Annotated in this window: 16 protein-coding genes, 2 tRNA genes and 1 pseudogene; 10 read left to right on the top strand and 9 right to left on the bottom strand. The window is 67.2% G+C overall.

The features are described from left to right. Positions 1-32 precede the first annotated feature (32 nt). Together ctaJ and ACV7NQ_RS08105 are read left to right on the top strand one after the other, a co-directional pair. Positions 33-308, top strand: a complete 276-nt coding sequence (gene ctaJ / locus ACV7NQ_RS08110; protein ID WP_463359051.1) for an aa3-type cytochrome oxidase subunit CtaJ — start codon at positions 33-35, stop codon at positions 306-308. Further along, entirely contained in the window at positions 295-759 is a 465-nt protein-coding gene (locus tag ACV7NQ_RS08105) for a DUF5130 domain-containing protein (protein ID WP_463359050.1), read from the top strand. The genes ctaJ and ACV7NQ_RS08105 overlap by 14 nt, the downstream gene beginning before the upstream one ends. 77 nt (positions 760-836) lie before the next feature. Here ACV7NQ_RS08105 and pepN read toward each other — a convergent pair whose 3' ends face one another. Next, positions 837-3,419 (bottom strand): aminopeptidase N, encoded by a 2,583-nt coding sequence (gene pepN / locus ACV7NQ_RS08100; RefSeq protein ID WP_463359049.1) that lies wholly within the window; start codon positions 3,417-3,419, stop codon positions 837-839. 126 nt (positions 3,420-3,545) lie between these two features. Here pepN and ACV7NQ_RS08095 point away from each other — a divergent pair, with 126 nt between their 5' ends. Further along, positions 3,546-4,385, top strand: a complete 840-nt coding sequence (locus ACV7NQ_RS08095; RefSeq protein ID WP_463359048.1) for a phosphoribosylaminoimidazolesuccinocarboxamide synthase — start codon at positions 3,546-3,548, stop codon at positions 4,383-4,385. Between the two features lie 33 nt (positions 4,386-4,418). On the opposite strand, the gene ACV7NQ_RS08090 is transcribed toward ACV7NQ_RS08095, so the two are convergent. From ACV7NQ_RS08090 to ACV7NQ_RS08070, 5 genes are all read right to left on the bottom strand, one after another. Then, positions 4,419-5,699, bottom strand: coding sequence for an ATP-binding protein (locus tag ACV7NQ_RS08090; protein ID WP_463359047.1), 1,281 nt, complete (start codon positions 5,697-5,699; stop codon positions 4,419-4,421). 83 nt (positions 5,700-5,782) lie between these two features. Further along, a complete protein-coding gene (locus ACV7NQ_RS08085; protein ID WP_463359046.1) occupies positions 5,783-6,265 on the bottom strand; it encodes an NUDIX domain-containing protein in 483 nt (160 codons plus the stop codon). A gap of 90 nt (positions 6,266-6,355) precedes the next feature. Then, a complete protein-coding gene (locus ACV7NQ_RS08080; protein WP_463359045.1) occupies positions 6,356-7,588 on the bottom strand; it encodes an RNA polymerase sigma factor in 1,233 nt (410 codons plus the stop codon). 79 nt (positions 7,589-7,667) lie between these two features. Further along, positions 7,668-8,069, bottom strand: coding sequence for a YciI family protein (locus ACV7NQ_RS08075; RefSeq protein WP_463359044.1), 402 nt, complete (start codon positions 8,067-8,069; stop codon positions 7,668-7,670). Positions 8,070-8,186: 117 nt separating this feature from the next. Then, positions 8,187-9,401: an NAD(P)/FAD-dependent oxidoreductase gene (locus ACV7NQ_RS08070; protein ID WP_463359043.1), complete on the bottom strand. Its 1,215-nt coding sequence runs from the start codon at positions 9,399-9,401 to the stop codon at positions 8,187-8,189. A gap of 212 nt (positions 9,402-9,613) precedes the next feature. On the opposite strand from ACV7NQ_RS08070, the gene ACV7NQ_RS08065 reads away from it, so the two are divergent. Further along, a complete protein-coding gene (locus ACV7NQ_RS08065; protein ID WP_463359042.1) occupies positions 9,614-10,252 on the top strand; it encodes a mycothiol-dependent nitroreductase Rv2466c family protein in 639 nt (212 codons plus the stop codon). Positions 10,253-10,326: 74 nt separating this feature from the next. On the opposite strand, the gene ACV7NQ_RS08060 is transcribed toward ACV7NQ_RS08065, so the two are convergent. Further along, complete coding sequence (locus ACV7NQ_RS08060; RefSeq protein ID WP_463365585.1) at positions 10,327-11,280, bottom strand: M48 family metallopeptidase; 954 nt, start codon at positions 11,278-11,280, stop codon at positions 10,327-10,329. Positions 11,281-11,710: 430 nt separating this feature from the next. On the opposite strand from ACV7NQ_RS08060, the gene ACV7NQ_RS08055 reads away from it, so the two are divergent. Both ACV7NQ_RS08055 and ACV7NQ_RS08050 read left to right on the top strand, forming a co-directional pair. Beyond that, the gene (locus ACV7NQ_RS08055) at positions 11,711-12,184 is read left to right on the top strand and encodes a ribose-5-phosphate isomerase (protein WP_463359041.1); all 474 of its coding nucleotides are present in this window, start codon (positions 11,711-11,713) and stop codon (positions 12,182-12,184) included. A 23-nt stretch (positions 12,185-12,207) separates the two neighbouring features. After that, positions 12,208-13,023, top strand: coding sequence for an Fpg/Nei family DNA glycosylase (locus ACV7NQ_RS08050; RefSeq protein WP_463359040.1), 816 nt, complete (start codon positions 12,208-12,210; stop codon positions 13,021-13,023). Between the two features lie 75 nt (positions 13,024-13,098). Here the strand turns inward: ACV7NQ_RS08050 and ACV7NQ_RS08045 are convergent, their stop codons facing one another. Continuing rightward, positions 13,099-14,055 (bottom strand): diguanylate cyclase domain-containing protein, encoded by a 957-nt coding sequence (locus tag ACV7NQ_RS08045; RefSeq protein ID WP_463359039.1) that lies wholly within the window; start codon positions 14,053-14,055, stop codon positions 13,099-13,101. 459 nt (positions 14,056-14,514) lie between these two features. On the opposite strand from ACV7NQ_RS08045, the gene ACV7NQ_RS08040 reads away from it, so the two are divergent. From ACV7NQ_RS08040 to ACV7NQ_RS08025, 4 genes and pseudogenes are all read left to right on the top strand, one after another. Beyond that, positions 14,515-14,588: transfer RNA gene (locus ACV7NQ_RS08040), tRNA-Gly, on the top strand. Between the two features lie 49 nt (positions 14,589-14,637). Continuing rightward, a tRNA-Pro gene (locus ACV7NQ_RS08035) sits at positions 14,638-14,711 on the top strand. 499 nt (positions 14,712-15,210) lie between these two features. After that, on the top strand, positions 15,211-18,684 hold the full coding sequence (locus ACV7NQ_RS08030; protein ID WP_463359038.1) for an indolepyruvate ferredoxin oxidoreductase family protein: 3,474 nt from the start codon (positions 15,211-15,213) through the stop codon (positions 18,682-18,684). Positions 18,685-18,712: 28 nt separating this feature from the next. Next, a pseudogene (locus ACV7NQ_RS08025) lies at positions 18,713-19,183 on the top strand (CatB-related O-acetyltransferase); the annotation flags it as partial. Here ACV7NQ_RS08025 and ACV7NQ_RS08020 read toward each other — a convergent pair. After that, the gene (locus ACV7NQ_RS08020) at positions 19,105-19,440 is read right to left on the bottom strand and encodes a hypothetical protein (RefSeq protein WP_463366097.1); all 336 of its coding nucleotides are present in this window, start codon (positions 19,438-19,440) and stop codon (positions 19,105-19,107) included. The pseudogene ACV7NQ_RS08025 and the gene ACV7NQ_RS08020 sit on opposite strands and share 79 nt — an antisense overlap. Between the last annotated feature and the right edge of the window lie 142 nt (positions 19,441-19,582).

Here is a 19,582-nt window from a genome sequence, read left to right as displayed (position 1 = left end):
ATCTACTACACACGATCGTCTACCGTTGGGCTGTGAGCATTCTCGAGACAGTGTTGATCTTCGTCGGCATTCCGCTGGTGATCTACGGCGCGATCGCCGGATTGTCGTTTCTCGGTGAGCCACTGGCCGGTGAGAAGCCGGTTCACTACGACCTCGGTCAGAAGTGGACCCAGCCGCCGGTGCTGTGGAGTGCAACCGACGAGGTGACCGCTCAGGGTCACCACGCGCAGACCCCGCATGGCAGCCATGCGGCTATCGAATCCGCCGAGGCGGAGCTGATCGGAGGCCGGGCAAGTGGCAAGTTCTAATTGGCCTGCGGTGGTCGAGGCCGATCTACCGCACGGCTACGTGGTGACCAGTAGCGGTCGCGTGTCCGGCGTGCACGAGGCCGGCGACGTGTTCAAGGAAGCCCCGTTCAGCGATGACGAGCGGCTGGGCATGGACAACGTGCTCACCGAGGCGACCAGGACCACCAAGGTTCGGTTCAACATCTACATCGGCGATCTCGGCGACGACCCGGCCGTCGGCGCGGACGCGATCTTCCCTACGACGCCCGAGGCGGCACATTCGGTGCTCATCGCCGTCTCGCCCAACGATCGCGCGATCGAGGTCCGCTCCGGCAGCGAGGTCGCCGACCGCGCCAACGATCGGGTCTGCCAGCTCGGCGTCACCGCCGCGCTCAGCTCGTTCCGTCGGGGCGAGTTCATCGACGGTCTGGTTTCCGCGGTCCGCGTCATGGCCGCCGCCATCGGCCGCTGAATTTCGCGGTCTGCGTCCGAGCGGGTGTGCGCGTCACCGCGATCGTGGATCAGCGCACCCCGCTCCGTTTTCAGTTGTCAGCCCTGGGCGTCGAAGGCGCGGGCGCGCAGTGAGCGCTCAATGCCTGCCTTGCCCTCGGTCACCAGGCGGCGCAGGGCCGGCGGGTGGTCGCCGGCCAGGAACTTATCGGCCGTCGCGACCGCTTCCTCGCTGATCGCCCACGCCGGGTAGAGCCCGACGACCACGGTCTGCGCGACCTCGCTGGAGCGTCGATCCCAGACGCCGGGGACCTCGGCGAAGTAGCGGTCCACGTACGGCGTCAGCAGATCGCCCTGACCGACCGGTGCGAAGCCGCCGACAATCGAGCGGGCGGTGATGTTGGGCACCGAATCATCGCCCATCACCGTTGCCCACGCCTGTTCCTTCACCTCGGCGATCGGACGGGCGGTGGCTGCGGCGGCGGCCTGACGCTTGCCTGCCGCAGTCGGGTCGTTGGCCAGTTCCTGGTCGATGAACGGGGTGTCGAGGCCGTCGGAGTCGATCTCGCCCGCGGCGGCCAGCGCGGTGACGATCCGCCAGCGCAGGTCGGTATCGACGGTCAGGCCGGGCAGGCCGACCTTGGCCGGATCTCCGTCGAGCAGTTCGCGCAGCACCTCGGTGTGCCAGGGCTGCAGCCGCGCGCCGGTGAGCGCGTTGACGAAGGCGAGTTGGTGATCCGAACCCGGCTGGGCCTCGCGGGCCAATTCCAGCAGGCGGTTGGCGAATTCGGGCCAGCCGGTGGTGGCGGCCCACTCGGGATCGGCGTAGCTGCCGATCGCGGTGTTGGCCTGCATCAGCAGGCGTTGCACCACACCGATTTCCGTCTCGGACCCGATGCCGCTCTGCACCAGGGCGACGAAGTCGCGCGCACGCATCTGCGCCTGCCTGGTCATCTCCCACGCGGCAGACCAGGCCAGGGTGCGGGGGAGCGGTTCGGCGATGTCGCCGATGCGGTTCACCAGCACGTCGAGCGAATCGGGGTCGAGGCGCACCGAGCAGTAGGTGAGGTCGTCATCGTTGACCAGCACCAACTTGCCGCGCGCGACACCAACGAGTTCCGGAACGTCGGTGCGCTCGGCCGCATCCAGGTCGAGTTCGACGCGTTTGGTGCGGACCAGCTTTCCGTCCTGATCGTCGTAGACGCCGACGGCCAGCCGGTGCACCCGCCGCTCGCCGGCGCCGGGCTCCGCGCCCTCCTGCACCACGGCGAACGAGGTGAACTTGCCGTCCGCGTCCACCTCGAAGTCCGGACGCAGGATGTTCAGGCCGGTGGTCTTGAGCCACTGCGCGCCCCAGGTCGACAGATCACGACCCGACGACTTCTCCAGCGCCGCAAGCAGATCGTCGAAAGTGGCATTGCCGTAGGCATGTTCGGCGAAGTACGCGCGCAGCCCGGCCAGGAACGGCTCCAGCCCTACGTAGGCGACCAACTGCTTGAGCACGCTGGCGCCCTTGGCGTAGGTGATGCCGTCGAAGTTGACCTCGACCGCGGCCAGGTCCGGGATGTCGGCGGCGATCGGGTGCGTCGAGGGCAGCTGGTCCTGCCGGTAGGCCCAGGACTTCTCGACATTCGCGAAAGTGGTCCAGGCGCTGGTGTATTCGGTGGCCTCGGACTGGCACAGCACCGAGGCGAAGGTCGCGAAAGACTCGTTCAACCACAGGTCGTCCCACCACTTCATGGTGACCAGATCGCCGAACCACATGTGCGCCATCTCGTGCAGCACCGTCTCCGCGCGCCGCTCGTAGGAGGCCCTGGTCACCTTGGACCGGAAGACGTAGTCCTCCAGGAAGGTCACCGCGCCCGCGTTCTCCATGGCGCCCGCGTTGAACTCGGGCACGAACAGCTGGTCGTACTTGCCGAAGGCGTACGGCACGCCGAAGTTCTTGTGGTAGAAGCCGAATCCCTGCTTGGTCTCGGTGAACAGCCGGTCGGCGTCCATGTGCTCGGCCAGCGAGGCGCGGCAGTAGATGCCGAGCGAGATGGTGCCGTGGTCGTCGGTGTAGGCGTCGGTCCACACGGCGTACGGGCCCGCGATGAGCGCGACCAGGTAGGTGCTCATCTTCGGGGTGGTGCGGAAGATGTGCCTACCCGGATCGGCCGCAAGTGTTTCCACGCCCGCGCCGTTGGAGATGACGTTCCAATCCGGCGAAGCGGTGACGCTGATGTCGAAGGTGGCCTTGAGGTCCGGCTGGTCGAAGCAGGCGAACATGCGCTTGGCGTCGGCGGTCTCGAACTGCGAGTACAGGTAGACCGCGTCGTCGGTCGGATCGACGAACCGGTGCAGGCCCTCGCCGGTATTCGAGTACTCGCAGTCGGCTTCGACCACGAGTTCGTTGCGTTCGGCCAGATCGGTGAGCGTGATCCCGGTGGACTCGTCGTAGTCGGCGATATCGATCGGGGTGCCGTTGAGCACCGCGGAGCGAACGCCGCGAGCGACGATGTCGATGAACGTGCTCGCGCCTGGGGTCGCCGTGAATGTCACCGTGCTGCGGGAGGAGAACGTCTGCTCGCCCGGTTTACCCGCCCCGTCGGTCAGGTCGAGTTCGATGCGATAGTTCTCGACCGACACTGTCGAGGCGCGTTCGATCGCCTGGTCGCGAGTCAGGTTGGGTGCAGACATGAGTCTCCTTCGTTGGTCGAAGAACTTGCGCCGGTAGGCACGGCACTGACCACAATGCCACCTCGGTAAGGTTGCCCGCGCGGAACTATTTCTCATAAACCCTATCGACCAGGATCGGAGTGCGACGTGAAGCATATCCACGCGGGGAAGGTGCGCGACCTCTACGAGGACGGCGACACCCTGCTGCTCGTTGCCTCCGACCGGGTGTCGGTGTACGACGTGGTGTTGCCGACGCCGATTCCGGACAAGGGCGCGCTGCTCACCCAGCTGTCGAACTGGTGGTTCGAGTTCCTCGGTGACATTCCCAACCACGTGCTGTCGGCCGGCGATGTGCCCGCCGAATTCGCGGGACGCGGGATTCGGGTCAAGCCGCTGAAGATGGTGCAGGTCGAGTGCATTGCCCGCGGCTACCTGGTCGGGTCGGGGCGCAAGGAGTACCAGCGGGAGGGTTCGGTCTCCGGCGTCGCGCTGCCGCCCGGCCTGCGCGAGGGTGACAAGCTGCCCGAGCCGATCTTCACGCCGACCACGAAGGCGTCGGAGGGCCACGACGAGTCCATCACCTTCGCGGACGTGGTGAACCAGGAGGGCCGCGAGGTCGCCGAGCAACTGCGTGACCTCACCCTGCAGATCTACACCCGCGGCGCCGCCCACGCCGCGGAGCGCGGCGTCATCGTCGCCGACACCAAGGTCGAATTCGGCTGGGACGGTGACACTCTCACCCTGGGTGACGAGGTCCTCACCTCCGACTCCTCGCGCTTCTGGCCCGCTGCCGAATGGGAGCCGGGCCGCCCGCAGCGCTCCTTCGACAAGCAGTTCGTCCGGGATTGGTCTACCTCGACCGGCTGGAACCAGGAATACCCCGGCCCGGAAATCCCCGCCGACATCGTCGATGCCACCCGGCAGAAGTACCGGGAGGCTTACGAGCTGATCACCGGGCAGACCTGGACCGGAGTCGAGCGAGCATGAGCAGCATCGGTCGGATCGGGCTCGGGTAGCCGGTCACAGCCGGGTGAAGTTATCGTTGTCCTGCTCGAACGCGGTGAGGATCTCGGGGGTCAGGGTCGGTCGGGTATCGGCGATCGCCGCGAGATAGTCGGCGGTGTTCGCGGGTTCGCCGCCGTGATCGAGCATTTCGCGTTCGAACGCGGCCTGGGCGCCCTTGCGCGCGGCGAATTCGATATCGGCGGGGGTGAACAACGCACTGTTGCACACCAGCTGGTCGATGTCGACGTGATCGGGGGCCGGGCCGAGGTAGCGGCGCCAAATCGCGTCGCGAGCGGTCGCATCCGGCGGGCCGATCGGAATCACGTAGTCGAAACGGCCCGGCCGTAGGAACGCGGAGTCCAGCGAGCGGACCGAGTTCGTCGCACAGACCAGCAGGCGGCTGTCGTTTTCGCGGAATGCGGGAATCAGTTTGAGCAGCTCGTTGGTGACGCCGTGCGCGGCGCTGGTCGCGGTGCCCGAGCGGGCTACGGCGATCTCCTCGACTTCGTCGATGAAGAGCACCAGTTCGTCGAGTTCGGCGAGCTCGCCGAATGTTTCGCGCAAGGAGGCCGCCAACCCGCCCGTCGAGGCCGCGGCCAGTCTCGACGGGAACAGCTCAACGAACGGCCAGCCGAGCCGGGACGCCACCGCTTTGGCGAAGCTTGTCTTGCCGGTACCGGGCGGCCCGAACAGGATGACACTCTTGGGCGGCAGTACGCCGTACCTGGCGGCGGTATCCCGATTCGCCAGTGGCAGCACGATCCGGCGCTCGATGACGTCCTTCTCGCGGTCCATTCCGGCCATCGACTGCCAGAGCCCCGGCGGGAGCAGCCGTCCACCCAGTTCGGTGAGCAAGCTGGTCTGCTCGGGGCCGAGTCGCTCGCGCATCTCGTAGTAGACCAAACCCTCCCGCCGCACGTACCCGGAGTTCTCGAAAGCCGCAGTGCCCGTTGCTCCCTCGGGGATCACCGCGCAGATCCGTCGCACACCGGCCGAGCGCAGCCGCCGTTCGAGCTCGGCAAGCAACGCGCTGCCGATCCCGCGCTGCCGCCACCGCGCCCCTAACGCGACCAGCAACACCCACGCCCGCTCACCCTGAACCTGCGCGACCGCCATGCCGACCACTTCGTCGCCGACCTCGGCGACCACCGCGGCCTGCCCGGTCCGCGCCGCCGCCATTACCTCGGCAACCGCGAAGACCGGTTCGGTCGCCCCCGCTACCCGGCTCTGATCCCAGACCTGGATCGCCTGATCCAGGTCTCCGTTGTGAAAGTCGCGCAATCGCCATACGGGCATACACACCTCGTTCAGCCCATCCGAGCACCCACCCTGATCTCAGTAAACACCCTGTGCGCCGCCATCCACCAGCACGCCGATGCTCAGCGCTGTGCCCGATGCTCGGCCAGACGGTCCAGGAACGGGCGTTGGCCGACGCCCAGTTTTTCGCGGGCGGTGGCCAGATCGAACCACGCGGCGCGGTCGATTTCGGGGAAGGCCGCGCGGCGGCCGGAGCGGGGTGGCCACTCCATCTCGAAGGTGCCGGGGACCACGTCGGCGGGGTCGAGGTCGCCTTCGACCGCCCAGACGGTGACCTGTTTACGGCTGCCTCCGCTGCCGTAGTGCACGTCGCCGAGCGGTATCCACTCGCCCTCGGGCACCGGCAGGCCGAGCTCTTCGACGAACTCGCGGCCAGCGGCGTCCTGAGGCTTCTCCGCATCGGGGTCATATTCACCCTTGGGGATCGACCAGGCGCCGTTGTCCTTGCGTGCCCAGAGCGGTCCGCCCATGTGCCCGAGCAGCACTTCGATGCCGTCGGAGCCGCGACGGAACAACAGAACTCCCGCACTGAATTTGGCTGCCACACCAGCAGTCTGCCCGGCGGGGTCGATACGGCTGACGGTGACATGGGATTGCAGCTGGACTCCTCGACCCGGCGACCACCGGGCTCGGGGTCAATTTCGCTCGGCCTGGCGGCGGAGTTGGGCGGCGCGGATGGTCAGGTAGTCGCGTTCTGGGCTGCTGGTTGTGCGGCGTGCCGCGGCGGTGTAGGCGGCGATGGCGGCGTCGAAATCGCCTGCCATTTCGTGTAGGTGGCCACGGACCGCGTCGAGTCGGTGGTTGCCCGCCAGTTGATCGTCGAGGGTGTCGGCGATCGCGAGTCCGGCCGCCGGACCATGCACCATCGCCATGGCGACGGCACGATTGAGAGTCACCATCGGGTTCGGTGCCATGCGCTCGAACATGTTGTAGAGGGCCAGGATTCGGGTCCACTCGGTGTCCTCGGCCCGCAGTGCCTTCGCGTGCAGGACGGCGATGGCGGCCTGTAGTTGGTAGGGGCCGGTCAATCCTCGGGCGAGGGTGCCTGTGGTGAGCGTCACGCCCTCGGTGATCGCGGTGCGGTCCCAGAGTGCGCGGTTCTGTTCGGCGAGGGGGATCAATTCGCCGTGCGTGCCGGTGCGGGCCGCGCGGCGGGCGTCGGTGAGCAGCATCAGCGCCAGCAGGCCGGTGACCTCGGTGTCGTCGGGCAGTAGTCGGTGGATCGACCTGGTCAGCCGGATCGCCTCGCTGGACAGGTCGGCGCGGTGCAGCGCCGGGCCGGAGGTGGTGGTGTGGCCTTCACTGAAGATCAGATACAGCACGTGCAGGACCGCGCCGAGGCGCTCGCGCCATTGCGCGTCGCCCGGTCGGGCGAACGGGCGATCGATGGTGGACAGGCGCTTCTTGGCGCGCGAGATACGTTGCGCCATAGTCGCCTCCGGCAGGAGGAAGGCGTGCGCGATCTCGGTGGTGCTGAGACCGCCGACCGCGCGCAGGGTGAGCGCGATCGCACTCGCGCAGGACAGCGAGGGGTGACAGCACAGGAAGAACATCGCCAGCGTGTCGTCCCGGTCGACGGCCTCCGCGTCGGGCACAACCCGCTCGAAAACCGTTGTCTCTCTGCGTCGCCGGGCCACCTCCGCGCGCACCGCATCGGCCATCCGCCGCTGGGTGACCTGAATCAGCCAGCCGCGCGGGTTATCCGGCACACCCTCGGTCGGCCACCGGGTCGCCGCCGCGAGCATGGCCTCCTGCAATGCGTCCTCGGCGGTATCGAAATCGCCGAACCGGCGCACCAGTGTGCCGAGGACCTGCGGCGTCAGATCACGCAACAGGTCCTCGACGCCTGCGGGGAGTGTTCCGGTCATGGCGCCGCGGTCGAGTTCAAGTCGTCGTCATCCTCGGGTCACTGCGCTACGGCTCCGGATCATCGCTGCGCGGGTTCGATCACTGCTCGGTGGCCGGAACGCTCATTATGGGACGCACCTCGATGTATTCACCGATCGGCTTGCCACCCGGGCCCGGCCCCTCCGATGCCTTCGCGGCGATCTCCAGTGCGCGCTGCGGGCTGTCCACATCGACGATCCAGTAGCCCGCAAGGAACTCCTTGGTCTCCGGGAACGGTCCGTCGGTGACCACCGGCGCCGACCGGCCGTCGGAGCTGACCAATGTGGCCTGCTCGGGTCCGGCCAGGCCCTGTGCGTCGACGAGTTCGCCGGACTTGGCCAGCTCCGCGCCCAGAGCGCGCTGGAAATCGATGTGCGCCTTGATTTCCTCCGGCGCCCATTCGGTGATCGGGGTGTCGCAGTAGGCGGCGGGACTGTAGGTCTTCAGCAGCATGTACTTCATGGTTCGGCTCCTTGCCTTTGTGCGTCCGGGTGACGCTCTCGCCGGGAGGTCGGAGCCCGCCGCGTCGTTTCGACATACTTTGGATGGCGGCGCGGTGATCCACAACACAACGATGGGCTACAGCGGCGCCGAGGCATCGGCGAGGCGGTCCGGGTCGACCTGCTCGCCGATCAATTCCTTGATCCGGTCGGTCACGTCCCAGATATTGACGTTCATCCCGGCCAGCACCCGATTGCCGGCATCGAGCCAGAACGCCACGAATTCGCGTTTTGCCAGGTCACCGCGCACTACCACCCGCGCGTAGTCGCCGGGGGCGGCATGTCCGGTGTACTCCATGCCCAGGTCGTATTGGTCGGTGAAGAAGTAGGGCATCCGGTCGTAGGACGCGGACTTGCCGAGCATGGTCGCGGCCGCGACGGCGGGTTGGTTGAGCGCGTTCGCCCAGTGTTCCACCCGAATTCGGCGCCCCAGCACGGGATGCAGCTGTTCGGCGATATCACCGACGGCGACGATATCCGGGTTGCTGGAGCCCAGGCCCGCGTCGACGAGCACGCCGCCATCGACGGCGAGCCCGGCGTCGGCGGCCAGTTCGATGTTCGGGCTTGCGCCGATCGCCACCAGTACCGCGTCGGCGTCGATCAGGGTGCCGTCGCCCAACCGGACCCCGGTCGCGACCTCGTCGTGCGTGACGATCTCGGTGAGCTGAGCGCCGAAGCGCAGATCGACCCCGTGTGCGCGGTGCAAATCCGCGAACACCGCGCCCATCTCGGGTCCGAGCGTCCCGAGCAACGGCAACTCGGCCGACTCGACAATGGTCACCTCGACCTGGGCGGCGCGCGCCGCGGCGGCGACCTCCAGCCCGATCCAGCCCGCGCCGACGATCACGATCCGGCGGGCTTGCTCGAACAGGTCGATGAGCGTGTCGGAATCTTCGATGGTGCGCAGCGTGTAGACGTTGGGGGCGTCGACCCCCGGAACCGGCAGGCGACGTGGCGTCGAACCGGTCGCCAGGGCCAGCTTGGTGTACGGGAGTGTCGAATCATCGGGCAGCGTGACCGTCCGCGCGACCGGATCGATCGCCGTGACGGTGGTGCCGAGCCGGAGATCTATGTGGTGGTCGCGGTACCACTGGGCCGGTTGCACCGTGAAATCGGCGAGCGACTTCTTGCCTGCCAGGTGTTCCTTCGACAGCGGTGGCCGTTCGTATGGCAGGTGCTCTTCGGTGCCGATTACTGTGACGGCCCCGTCGAAATCGTTGTCCCGCAGCGCTTCCGCGAGCTTGGCCGCGGCCAGGCTGCCGCCGACGATGACGAAACGACGATCAGAGGTCATTGCGGACTCCTTGTCGGGGGGAACCGGACTCCTGCGCCTCAACCCTACTGTGACCGGCCGCGGCGTTCCCCGAAATCGGACCCACACGTCGAATTAGGACACGACGGAAAAACAGACCCCCGGTACGGGAACGAATCGCGCGCCGGCGTGGTTGGCTCGGGTAGCGGCGAGTGCAAATCCGCCGCTCTTTGAGCCTGAGGAGGAAACGACCCGTGAGCGCCGATAAGGATGTTGCCGATTTCTGGTTCGACCCGCTGTGTCCCTGGTGCTGGATCACCTCCCGGTGGATCCTGGAGGTCGAGCAGGTCCGCGATATCGACGTCCGATTCCATGTGATGAGCCTGTCCGTGCTCAACGAGGGCCGCGAGGGCCTGCCTGAGCAGTACAAGGAGTTGCTGGCCACGGGCTGGGGTCCGGTCCGGGTTGCCATCGCCGCGGCGCAGCAACACGGCGACGAGGTGCTCGCCCCGCTGTACGCGGCCATGGGCTCGCGGATCCACAATCGCCGCGAGGAGTACGAGCGGGATTCGCGGTCGGAGCAACTGGCCGCGGTGATTGCGGACTCGCTCGCCGAGGTCGGTCTGCCCGCCGACCTGGCCAAGGCTGCCGAGAGCACCGAGTACGACGATGCGCTGCGCAAGAGCCACCATGAGGGCATGGACAAGGTCGGCCCCGATGTCGGCACCCCGACGATCCACATCAACGGTGTCGCCTTCTTCGGTCCGGTGCTGTCCCGGATCCCGCGCGGCGAAGAAGCGGGAAAGCTCTGGGATGCCGCGGTAACGCTGTCCGGATACCCGCACTTCTACGAACTCAAGCGCACCCGCACCGAGGACCCGGCCTTCGACTAGCCGGCAACCCGGCACGGGTTCCGTGGTACCTCACCGGCACGCCGCGCGGGTGAGGTATCACGGGCCGCGACGAGTCAGACGACTGGTTTCGGCGGCAACGCCGGGATCTCGCCGTAGCTGGTCGGGTAGTCGCCGGGGGGGAGAGGAGGACCTGCGGGCCGGTCCGGTCGCAGGAACATTCGGCCGTGCCTGCTGCGATCGCGCAGCGCCCACATGCGCCACGTCAGCACTGGATGCGACGACATCGCGTTGACCACCCAGACGAAGAAGCCCTTCTCCGACGCCGCCCGGTCGGCCATCTCGTCGAAGCCGACGAGGGTGTTCATGTATTTGCCCGCGGCCAGGGTGCCCATGGCCGCGGGTGCGCCCACGTGCCGGTTGCAGAAGCCGTGATTGTCGGCGGTGTACTCCTGTGCGCGGATCAGCGAGGTGCCGAGGATCGGCAGAAACGGAACCAGATACATGCCGAGCTGCCGCCAGTAGGACACGTGCCCAGCGGCGATGTGCCCGACCTCGTGGCCGATGATGAATGCCAGCGCGTCGGGTTCGCGCGCGGCCCCGCCGATTTCGAACAGGTCGCTGTAGACCGCGACGAAGCGGCGGAACCCGTGTCCGGAGGCGAAGGCGTTGATCTGGCCGTTGCCGAGCAGCACGTACGCGTCCGGCACCTTCTTCATGCCGAATCGGGCCGCCGCCTCGACCACCATCTGATATCCCTCGGGAAACTGCGTCGGCGACATCTTGACGCCGTTGAGCCGCAGGCTCGCGAAGGTCTGGCCACGAATGAACCACACCAGCAGCGGCGCGCCGAGGAACGCCAGGATGTACTGGTTGATGGTGCCCGTCACCGCGAGCAGGATCGCCAGCAGGAACGCGACAATGGTGAACATCACCACGACGGTCAGCAGCGGAATCTCCCAGAGATGTCGCGCGGGCATCCCGAAGGGAGACAGGCCGCGCGGCTGCTGGTGCGGTGGCAGCGCGGGCGGCACCGGCGCACCGCTGTAGGGCGTGCCATAAGGGGACATCGGGTACGGCGCGGACGGAAAGGGCGCGGCAGGGTACGACGTTGCGGGATTCGGTACCGAGGGGTACGACGCCGAGCCGTAGTGCGCTGCGGGCGCGTCCTGAGCCGGCGCCCACGCGGCCTGCTGGGTATACCGATCGGCCGACGGGCCCGCCGGTTGCGGCGGCTGAAGTTCTTGCGGCTGCATGGGAAGAACTCTATTCAGTTCTCCGGAAGTCGGCCCCCGCCAGCCAGTTCGGCGAGGTCGATGGAACGGGCGCGAGTCGGGCGTCGGATATGCCTGTGGCTGAGGATCGTTCGGCATGGAGCCACTCTGTGCCGCCCGCCGGTGGTGTTAATCCCTTGGAGTGGACTCCAGCTCGTGACCTGCGGTGATGTCATCCCCGATCCCTCTCGCGGCCGCGGCGAACCGGCCTGACAGAATCGCTGCCATGCGCGTATACCTCGGTGCCGACCATGCCGGTTTCGAACTGAAGAATCTCGTCAAGGCTCACCTGGAGCAGGCGGGCCACGACGCCGTCGATTGTGGCGCCCTCGAATACGACGCCCTCGACGACTACCCCGCGTTCTGCATCGAGGCGGCACGCCGCACCGTTGCCGACCCGGGCAGCCTCGGCCTCGTGTTCGGCGGCAGCGGCAACGGCGAGCAGATCGCCGCGAACAAGGTGCGAGGCGCCCGCTGCGCCCTGGCCTGGAGCGTGGAGACCGCGAAGCTGGCCCGCGAGCACAACAACGCCCAGCTGATCGGCATCGGCGGCCGGATGCACTCCACCGAGGAGGCGCTCGCCATCGTCGACGCCTTCCTCTCGACCGCGTGGTCCGGCGAGGAGCGTCACCAGCGTCGCATCGACATCCTCTCGGAGTACGAGAAGACCGGTGTGCCGCCCGCCCTTCCCGTCAACTGACGCCATCGCGGTCGTAATCCGCTGTGCCTGAAGGACATACGCTGCACCGTCTCGCGAGGCTGCATCAGCGCCGCTTCGCGGGCGGTGTGGTGGCGGTTTCGAGCCCGCAGGGAAAGTTCGCCGCCGGAGCCGCGCGGGTCGACGGGCAGGTGCTGGTGCGCGCTGAGGCGTGGGGCAAACACCTACTGCACCACTATGAGTCGGGGCTCGTCGTGCATGTGCATCTCGGGTTGTACGGGAAGTTCTTCGACGCACCGGTGCCGATGGGGGAGCCGGTGGGTCAGGTTCGGATGCGGATGTTCGGGGATGGCGCGGCCGCCGAGCCCGGCTACGGCACCGACCTGCGCGGCCCCACCGCCTGCGAGGTGTACACCGACGTCGAGGTGGCCACGCTGACCGAGCGGCTCGGCCCCGACCCGTTGCGTCGCGGCGCGGATCCCGATCGGGCCTGGCGGCGAATTCACCACTCGCGCAGGCCGATCGGCGCCCTGCTCATGGACCAGCAGGTGCTCGCCGGAGTCGGCAATGTCTACCGCGCGGAACTGCTATTCCGGCACGGCATTTCACCGCAGCGTCCCGGTACCGAGCTGTCTGCCGACGAGTGGGCCGCGATGTGGACCGACCTGGTCGCGCTGATGCGAGTCGGCGTACGGGTCGGCAAGATGGTAGTGGTGCGGCCCGAGGACGACCACGGTGAGCCGTCCTACGCGCCGGATCGACCCCGCACCTACGTCTACCGCCGCCCCGGTTCCGGATGCCGCATCTGTGGCGCCCCCGTCGCCCGCGCCGTCCTCGAAGGCCGAAACCTGTTCTGGTGCCCCAGCTGCCAAGCAGGCTGACCCACAAACCCTCTGTACACCGCGGCAATGGTTTGCGTCCTGTGCGGCGTACAGATGAGCTGTGGGCGCCGTTGCTCAGCCCGCCACGGCGGTCTCGATCTCCGGTTCGTCGGATTCGGCGAGGGCGAAACGCCTGCCGCCCGCGGTCTTCGCCGAATACATCGCGCGGTCGGCCCGGCGCAGCAGGTCGGTGAAGTCGCACGGGCTGCCCGGAGCGCAATAGGCGGTCCCGACGCTCGCCGACACCGGCACCGGCCCGGCCGTCGACCACACCGGATCGCGTAGCACGCCGACGATCTGACGGGCGAGATCGCCGAGGGTGTTGTGATGCGGGTTGGTGGCAAGCACGAACTCGTCACCGCCGTAACGGCAGATCACGATGTCCGGCGGGCAGATCTCGCGCAGCCTGCGGGCGAGTTCGACCAGCACCTCGTCGCCGACCGCGTGGCCGAAGCCGTCGTTGATCTGCTTGAATCGGTCGAGGTCGATCAGCAGCAGGCCGACGCCACAGGTCGGGTCGGCCGCCATCAGCCGCACCTTGTCCTGCAGCAGCGTGCGGTTCGCCAGATCGGTCAGCGCGTCATGCGTCGCCTCGTGCCGCAACCGGTGCTGCAACGCGGCGATCTCCTGCACGCGCAGCGACACCGCGGCCGAAATGTGTTGCTCCTGCTGGGCCAGCGCCCGTTCCTGTAGCGCCTGAGCATAGCTGTCGATGGCCTGACTCGCGACCAATGGCCAGCGGGTGGCGACCAGTGACCCCGGCGCGCCCGCTGGGAAGCCGAGCAGCCACCGGGTGGCCTGCGCAAGCATCCTGGTGCGCTCGAACGGCGCCTCGACCAGTCGTGCGCCGAGCATCCGCGCCTCGGGCACCGGGAACGGCTCGGACTTGGCCAAATGCAGTAGCCGCTCGATGATTTCGATCAGTACCGGCTCCAGCTGTTTGGGCGCCGTATGCGAACCGGGCTCGGCGCAGACAGCACGCGCCCAGGCCCGGGCCATGGCGGCTACAGGGGGCCCGATGTCGGTCGGCATCGCACTCACCCGGCACAGATCAAGTCGGTGCCCCGGCGCCCTGTGCCCACACCGGCGCTGGCTTCGCCCCGATCGTTCTCACTGCTGCGCGGTTGGGTCCACCTCGCTTGGTGCACGCTCACCGCCCCCTTTCCAGATGCCCCCGTCCGGCAAAAAGGATCCTAGCAAGCCACTCGGCTTCGAAAGTCGCCGTTTTATAACGTGTTCTCGAACCTCGCGAATGGCGATCGGGTATGACATCGCTCACTATGCGCGGGTGTTACACATCAATTTTATTCGCTGAGAAGTTGCGGACCGACGCGCCGACGGCACGGCGAAGAGGGTCGAATGACATCGCGCGGCGGGTCTCGCGGCGTGGTCGCCACACGGGGTCACCCGCTGATTAGCGTTTCCGGAGGGGCGTTCGGTACAGTCGGTACGCACGCGACATCGTGGCGATCCCATCGGTGTCGTATGCCTGCGGGTGTAGTTCAATGGTAGAACCTCAGCCTTCCAAGCTGATGGTGCGGGTTCGATTCCCGTCACCCGCTCCACACCAGGATCATTCATCCTCTGCGGCGGCCGATACCGCCACGAGGACCACGGGGTGTAGCGCAGCTTGGTAGCGCATCCGCTTTGGGAGCGGAGGGTCGCAGGTTCAAATCCTGTCACCCCGACAGCAGTTCGAGTGGTCATGTCCAGGCCAGGGCCATGCGGCCCGCCTCGGCCGATTCGGGCGCTGCCGGAGTCCGTAGTGACCGTATTCTTGCGGACCTGTTGCGCGCCGGTTGCAGAGTCATCGGCGCGGGATCGCCCCGACCAGCTTTCTTGTCCGCCTCGGCGATTTGTAACCGGTTCCAGTTCCGCTCCTCGCTGCCTTCTGTTCGTATTGTTCTTGCGGCGTGGCGGTGTCGTCGTGCGTGTCGCCGGGGCCGTGGGCGCATCGCCGACGTGACCCGAGAGTCGTCCGTTGCCGGTGTGGCGTTGCATTACGGTCGCGTGACCATATTTCCTCACATCATGCATAGTCGATGCACACCGTTGAACCACTGAATTGCGCACTATGCTCAACTTATTACGGTGCTATTGTTCAAACAGCGCTCCGGATGCAGGATAACGGCGTCAAGTGCTCAACGAGTCGAGGCGCCCGATCGCGCCGAGGACGGGTGGACTTCTATGACCGAGCTTGCCGACCACGATCTTGTCCCGGCACCGTACGACCTCGCCGACCGCTACCGCGTCGGCGCCGGAACCGTTGTCCTCACCGGTGTGCAGGCGATCGCCCGACAGCTGGTCGAACAGCATGTCCGCGATCTCCGGGCGGGCAGGCGCGTCGCGACCTTCGTTTCCGGATATCAGGGCAGCCCGCTCGGTGGCGTCGACAAGATGTTGAACGGCATGCCGAATGTTCGTGCCGAGCACGACATTTCCTTCGTGCCGGGGTTGAACGAAGAGCTCGCCGCCACCTCGGTGTGGGGCAGCCAGGCTGACCTGCCCGCGGGCACCGCCACCCACGATGGTGTGGTCGGGGTCTGGTACGGCAAGGGGCCCGGGCTCGACCGCGCGACGGATGCATTGCGCCACGCCAACATGTACGGCGCCAACCCGCGCGGCGGCATGCTGCTGCTCGTCGGGGACGATCCGGCATCGAAATCCTCGACCGTGCCCGCGGTGAGCGAGCGCTCGCTGGCCGCGATGAGTATCCCGGTCCTGTTCCCGCGCAATGCCCGCGAGGTCATCACCATGGGCATGCATGGTGTCGCGCTGTCGCGCGCGTCGGGTTGTGTTGTGGCACTGAAGATCGTGGCCGACGTGGCCGACGGCGCCTGGACGGTCGACGGTGCGGTGGGCGATATCGACATCACCGTCCCCGAGATCAACTGGGAAGGGCGTCCGTTCGTCTACCTGCAGCGGCCGATGGCGGCACCGACCGACAGCGTGATCGCCGAGGCCGATCTGTACGGCCCGCGCTGGGAGATCATCAAGGCATACAGCACGATCAACGAACTGGACGTCATCGAGGTGAACCCGGCCCGCGCCACCGTCGGAATCGCGGCCACCGGAACCACATTCGACGCGGTGCGCCAGGCGCTGGTCGATCTCGGCGTCGACGACGACGCGCTGAGGCGCGCGGGTGTCAGGCTGCTGCGCATCGGCATGCCGTATCCCATTGCCCCCGAACGCGTCCAGCAATTCGCCGCCGGACTCTCGCGCATTGTGGTCGTCGAGGACAAGACCGCCTTCATCGAGACACAGATCCGCGATATCCTGTACGGCACGGCGGATGCGCCGCAGATCCTCGGCAAGCGTGACGCCGCGGACCGGCCGCTGTTCGGCCAGGATGGTGAGCTCACCGCGGGCCGGATCGTGCGACCGTTGCGTCGCATGCTCGATGGTTATCTCGACATGAAACGTCCGTTGCCGCAACCACTGTCACTGGCGGTACTGCCCGCCACGCGGGCGGCCTACTTCTGCAGCGGTTGTCCGCACAACCGGTCCACCGCCGTGCCGGAAGGCTCACTGGCCGGTGGCGGGATCGGCTGCCACACCTTGGTGACGATGTCGGGTCGCGCCGACAGCGCGGTCACCGGGCTCACGCAGATGGGCGGCGAGGGCGCGCAATGGATCGGGCAGGCGCCGTTCACCGATGTGCCGCATCTGTTCCAAAACATCGGTGACGGAACGTTTTTCCATTCCGGTCAGCTCGCCGTGCAGGCGTGCGTCGCCGCGGGCGTGAACATCACCTACAAGCTGCTGTACAACGATGTCGTCGCGATGACCGGCGCGCAGGACGCGGAAGGCGCGCTCGCGGTGCCGATGTTGACACACAAGCTCAGCACCGAAGGCGTCGCGCGGATCATCATCTGCGCCGACGATCCGAAGAAGTACCGCAGGCGCGATCTCGCCGCCGGAACCCTGCTGTGGCACCGGGATCGGCTCGACGAGGCGCAGCGCACCCTGCGCGAGATCCCCGGCGTCACCGTGCTCATCTACGACCAGCACTGCGCCGCCGACGCGCGCCGTCAGCGCAAGCGCGGCACACTACCGGTACGGCGGCCGCGGGTGGTCATCAACGAGGCGGTCTGCGAGGGCTGCGGCGACTGCGGCGTCAAGAGCAACTGCCTGTCCGTGCAGCCGGTCGGCACCGAATTCGGCCGCAAGACCCGGATCGACCAGACCTCCTGCAATACCGATTACAGCTGCATGGACGGCGACTGCCCGTCCTTCGTCACCGTCGAGCTGCCGGATCCGGCGAAGACCAAGAAGCGCAAGGCAATCCGTCGCCAGGAGCCGCCAGTGCTGCCCGATGTCCTCGGCGCGGTGCCGACGACGACGCAGAACGTCTTTCTCGCAGGTATCGGCGGTACCGGCATCGTCACGGTGAACCAGGTGCTGGCGACCGCCGCCCTGAGGGCCGGTTACGAGGTGGCGAGCCTGGATCAGATCGGTCTGAGCCAGAAGGCCGGACCGGTGGTCTCGCATCTGCGGTTCGCGCCGCGCGAGCTGGAGCCCGCGAACCGCCTCACCCCGGGTTCGGCCGACTGCATCGTGGCCTTCGACCTGCTTGCTGCCACTGACAACAAGAACCTGGCCTATAGCTCGAAGGCGGCCACCCTGGCGGTCGCCTCGACGAGCAAGACACCGACCGGCGACATGATCTACGACAAGTCCGTCTCGTATCCGGACGAGGGCACGCTGCTGGCCCGGCTCGAGCGGGTTTCGCGCTCGGTGCGGTCGTTCGACGCGCTGGCCGCGGCCGAGATGCTTTTCGGCAATTCCTCGGCGGCCAACTTCCTGTTGGTCGGCGCTGCGTACCAGATCGGTGGTCTGCGGCTGCCCGCCGCGGCGATCGAGGAGGCCATCGAGATCAACGGTGTCGCCGTGCAGGCGAACATCGCCGCCTTCCGCTGGGGACGTGCCGCGGTGGCCCGGCCGGAGGACTTCGCCGCCGCAACCACCCGCGAGAAGCCGAGGCGGGCCGAGACCGCCGTCCCGACAGACCTTTTCGACGGCTTGACCGCAACCGGCGAGACCCGGCGGCGCGTCGAACTGCGCGCAATGGAGCTGATCGGGTTCCAGGGTGTCGAGGTCGCTCGCGAATACGTGCGCATGGTGCAGCACATATGGGATGCGCAGCAGCGCGTCACCGAACGCACCGAGTTCAGTGAGCAGGTGGCACAGGGCCTGTACAAGTTCACCGCCTACAAGGACGAGTACGAGGTCGCCCGACGCCTCACCGATCCGGCCTTCCTGGATGACGTCGCGGCCCAACTGCCCGACGGCGCGAACCTCACCTACCGTCTGCACCCGCCGATCCTGCGCGCCATGGGCCGCAAGAAGAAGATCGGCATCGGGCCCCGCGGACACCTCGCGCTGCGCGTGCTGGCCAAGGGAAAGGGCCTGCGCGGCACCAAGTTCGATCCGTTCGGCTATGCCCACGTCCGCAAGGTGGAGCGCGCGCTGCTCGCGCACTACACCGAGATGGTGGCGACGCTTGCGAACGGTCTCGACCCGGCAGGCTACGACCGCGCAGTCCAGGCGGCGGCCCTCGCTGACGTGGTGCGGGGCTATGAGGACATCAAACTCGCCAATGTCGAGCTCTACCGCGATCGCTTGGTCGAACTCGGAATCGAGCCGCCACGCATCTAGTTCGGGCCACCCGCTGATGGTGGCCCCGGTCATCGGAAAGTTCTGTGCGCTCGGCGAAGGCGTGCGGTTCATCATGAACGGCGCCAATCACCGCATGGACGGGCCATCGACGTTCCCGTTCCCGATCATGGGCGGTTGCTGGTCCGACCACTTCGACCTGATCACCGGACTGCCCGGACGCGGGGACACCGTGGTCGGCCACGACGTCTGGTGCGGATATCGGACCACGGTGATGTCCGGTGTCCGCATCGGCAATGGCGCGATCGTCGCTTCGGGTTCCGTAGTCGTCGACGACGTTTTCGATTACGGCATCGTCGGCGGCAATCCAGCCAAGCTCATCCGTCGCCGCTATGGGGATGAGGACATCGATCGCCTGCTCGCGCCGGCCTAGTGGGACTGGCCGATCGAACACCTCACCGATCATGTCCGAACGATCATGTCCGGGAGCGTCGACGAGCTGGCGGCCGTGGCGCCCGAGCGGTCTGCCGACGAGCCGTAACGTGCATGCATGCTGGGGGGATGCGGTGCGGGCGCCTCGGCGCGCAGGTCGCCGGCATGCACCGGGTCCGGCCGGTCGATTCGGCATGGATGCGGTTCACAGGTGGCTCCCAGGTTTTTCTTAGAATTCTCGAGTTCGATCCACGTGACCTGGTGCACGCCGCCGATCCGGAGGTCGTCGAGACCATCAAACAGACTGTGCAGCCGTATTTCGTGCTGGACGGCAATATCTGCGCCCTGCTTGCCGCGAAGACACATGTCAATGTGTTCCTCTATGACGGCGCCATCGTGCCGGACCCGAGGGCATCATCACCGCCGGACAGTGCAGGTATACCGCCAGCCCGCTGCCGCCCTGACTACGGCGGCGAAACATCGAGAAGAACTTGGCTCGACCGCGGTC

The organism is Nocardia sp. Tas62D01, from assembly GCF_055232035.1.
This window is presented reverse-complemented; position numbering and strand designations above follow the sequence as displayed.

Coding starts and splice junctions, on each gene's coding strand:
- pepN (WP_463359049.1), bottom strand. CDS start 3,419: ATGTCTGCACCCAACCTGACTCGCGACCAGGCGATCGAACGCGCCTCG.
- ACV7NQ_RS08090 (WP_463359047.1), bottom strand. CDS start 5,699: ATGCCCGTATGGCGATTGCGCGACTTTCACAACGGAGACCTGGATCAG.
- ACV7NQ_RS08055 (WP_463359041.1), top strand. CDS start 11,711: ATGCGCGTATACCTCGGTGCCGACCATGCCGGTTTCGAACTGAAGAAT.
- ACV7NQ_RS08020 (WP_463366097.1), bottom strand. CDS start 19,440: ATGTGTCTTCGCGGCAAGCAGGGCGCAGATATTGCCGTCCAGCACGAA.
- ACV7NQ_RS08030 (WP_463359038.1), top strand. CDS start 15,211: ATGACCGAGCTTGCCGACCACGATCTTGTCCCGGCACCGTACGACCTC.
- ACV7NQ_RS08080 (WP_463359045.1), bottom strand. CDS start 7,588: ATGACCGGAACACTCCCCGCAGGCGTCGAGGACCTGTTGCGTGATCTG.
- ACV7NQ_RS08070 (WP_463359043.1), bottom strand. CDS start 9,401: ATGACCTCTGATCGTCGTTTCGTCATCGTCGGCGGCAGCCTGGCCGCG.
- ACV7NQ_RS08060 (WP_463365585.1), bottom strand. CDS start 11,280: ATGTCCCCTTATGGCACGCCCTACAGCGGTGCGCCGGTGCCGCCCGCG.
- ACV7NQ_RS08045 (WP_463359039.1), bottom strand. CDS start 14,055: ATGCCGACCGACATCGGGCCCCCTGTAGCCGCCATGGCCCGGGCCTGG.
- ACV7NQ_RS08075 (WP_463359044.1), bottom strand. CDS start 8,069: ATGAAGTACATGCTGCTGAAGACCTACAGTCCCGCCGCCTACTGCGAC.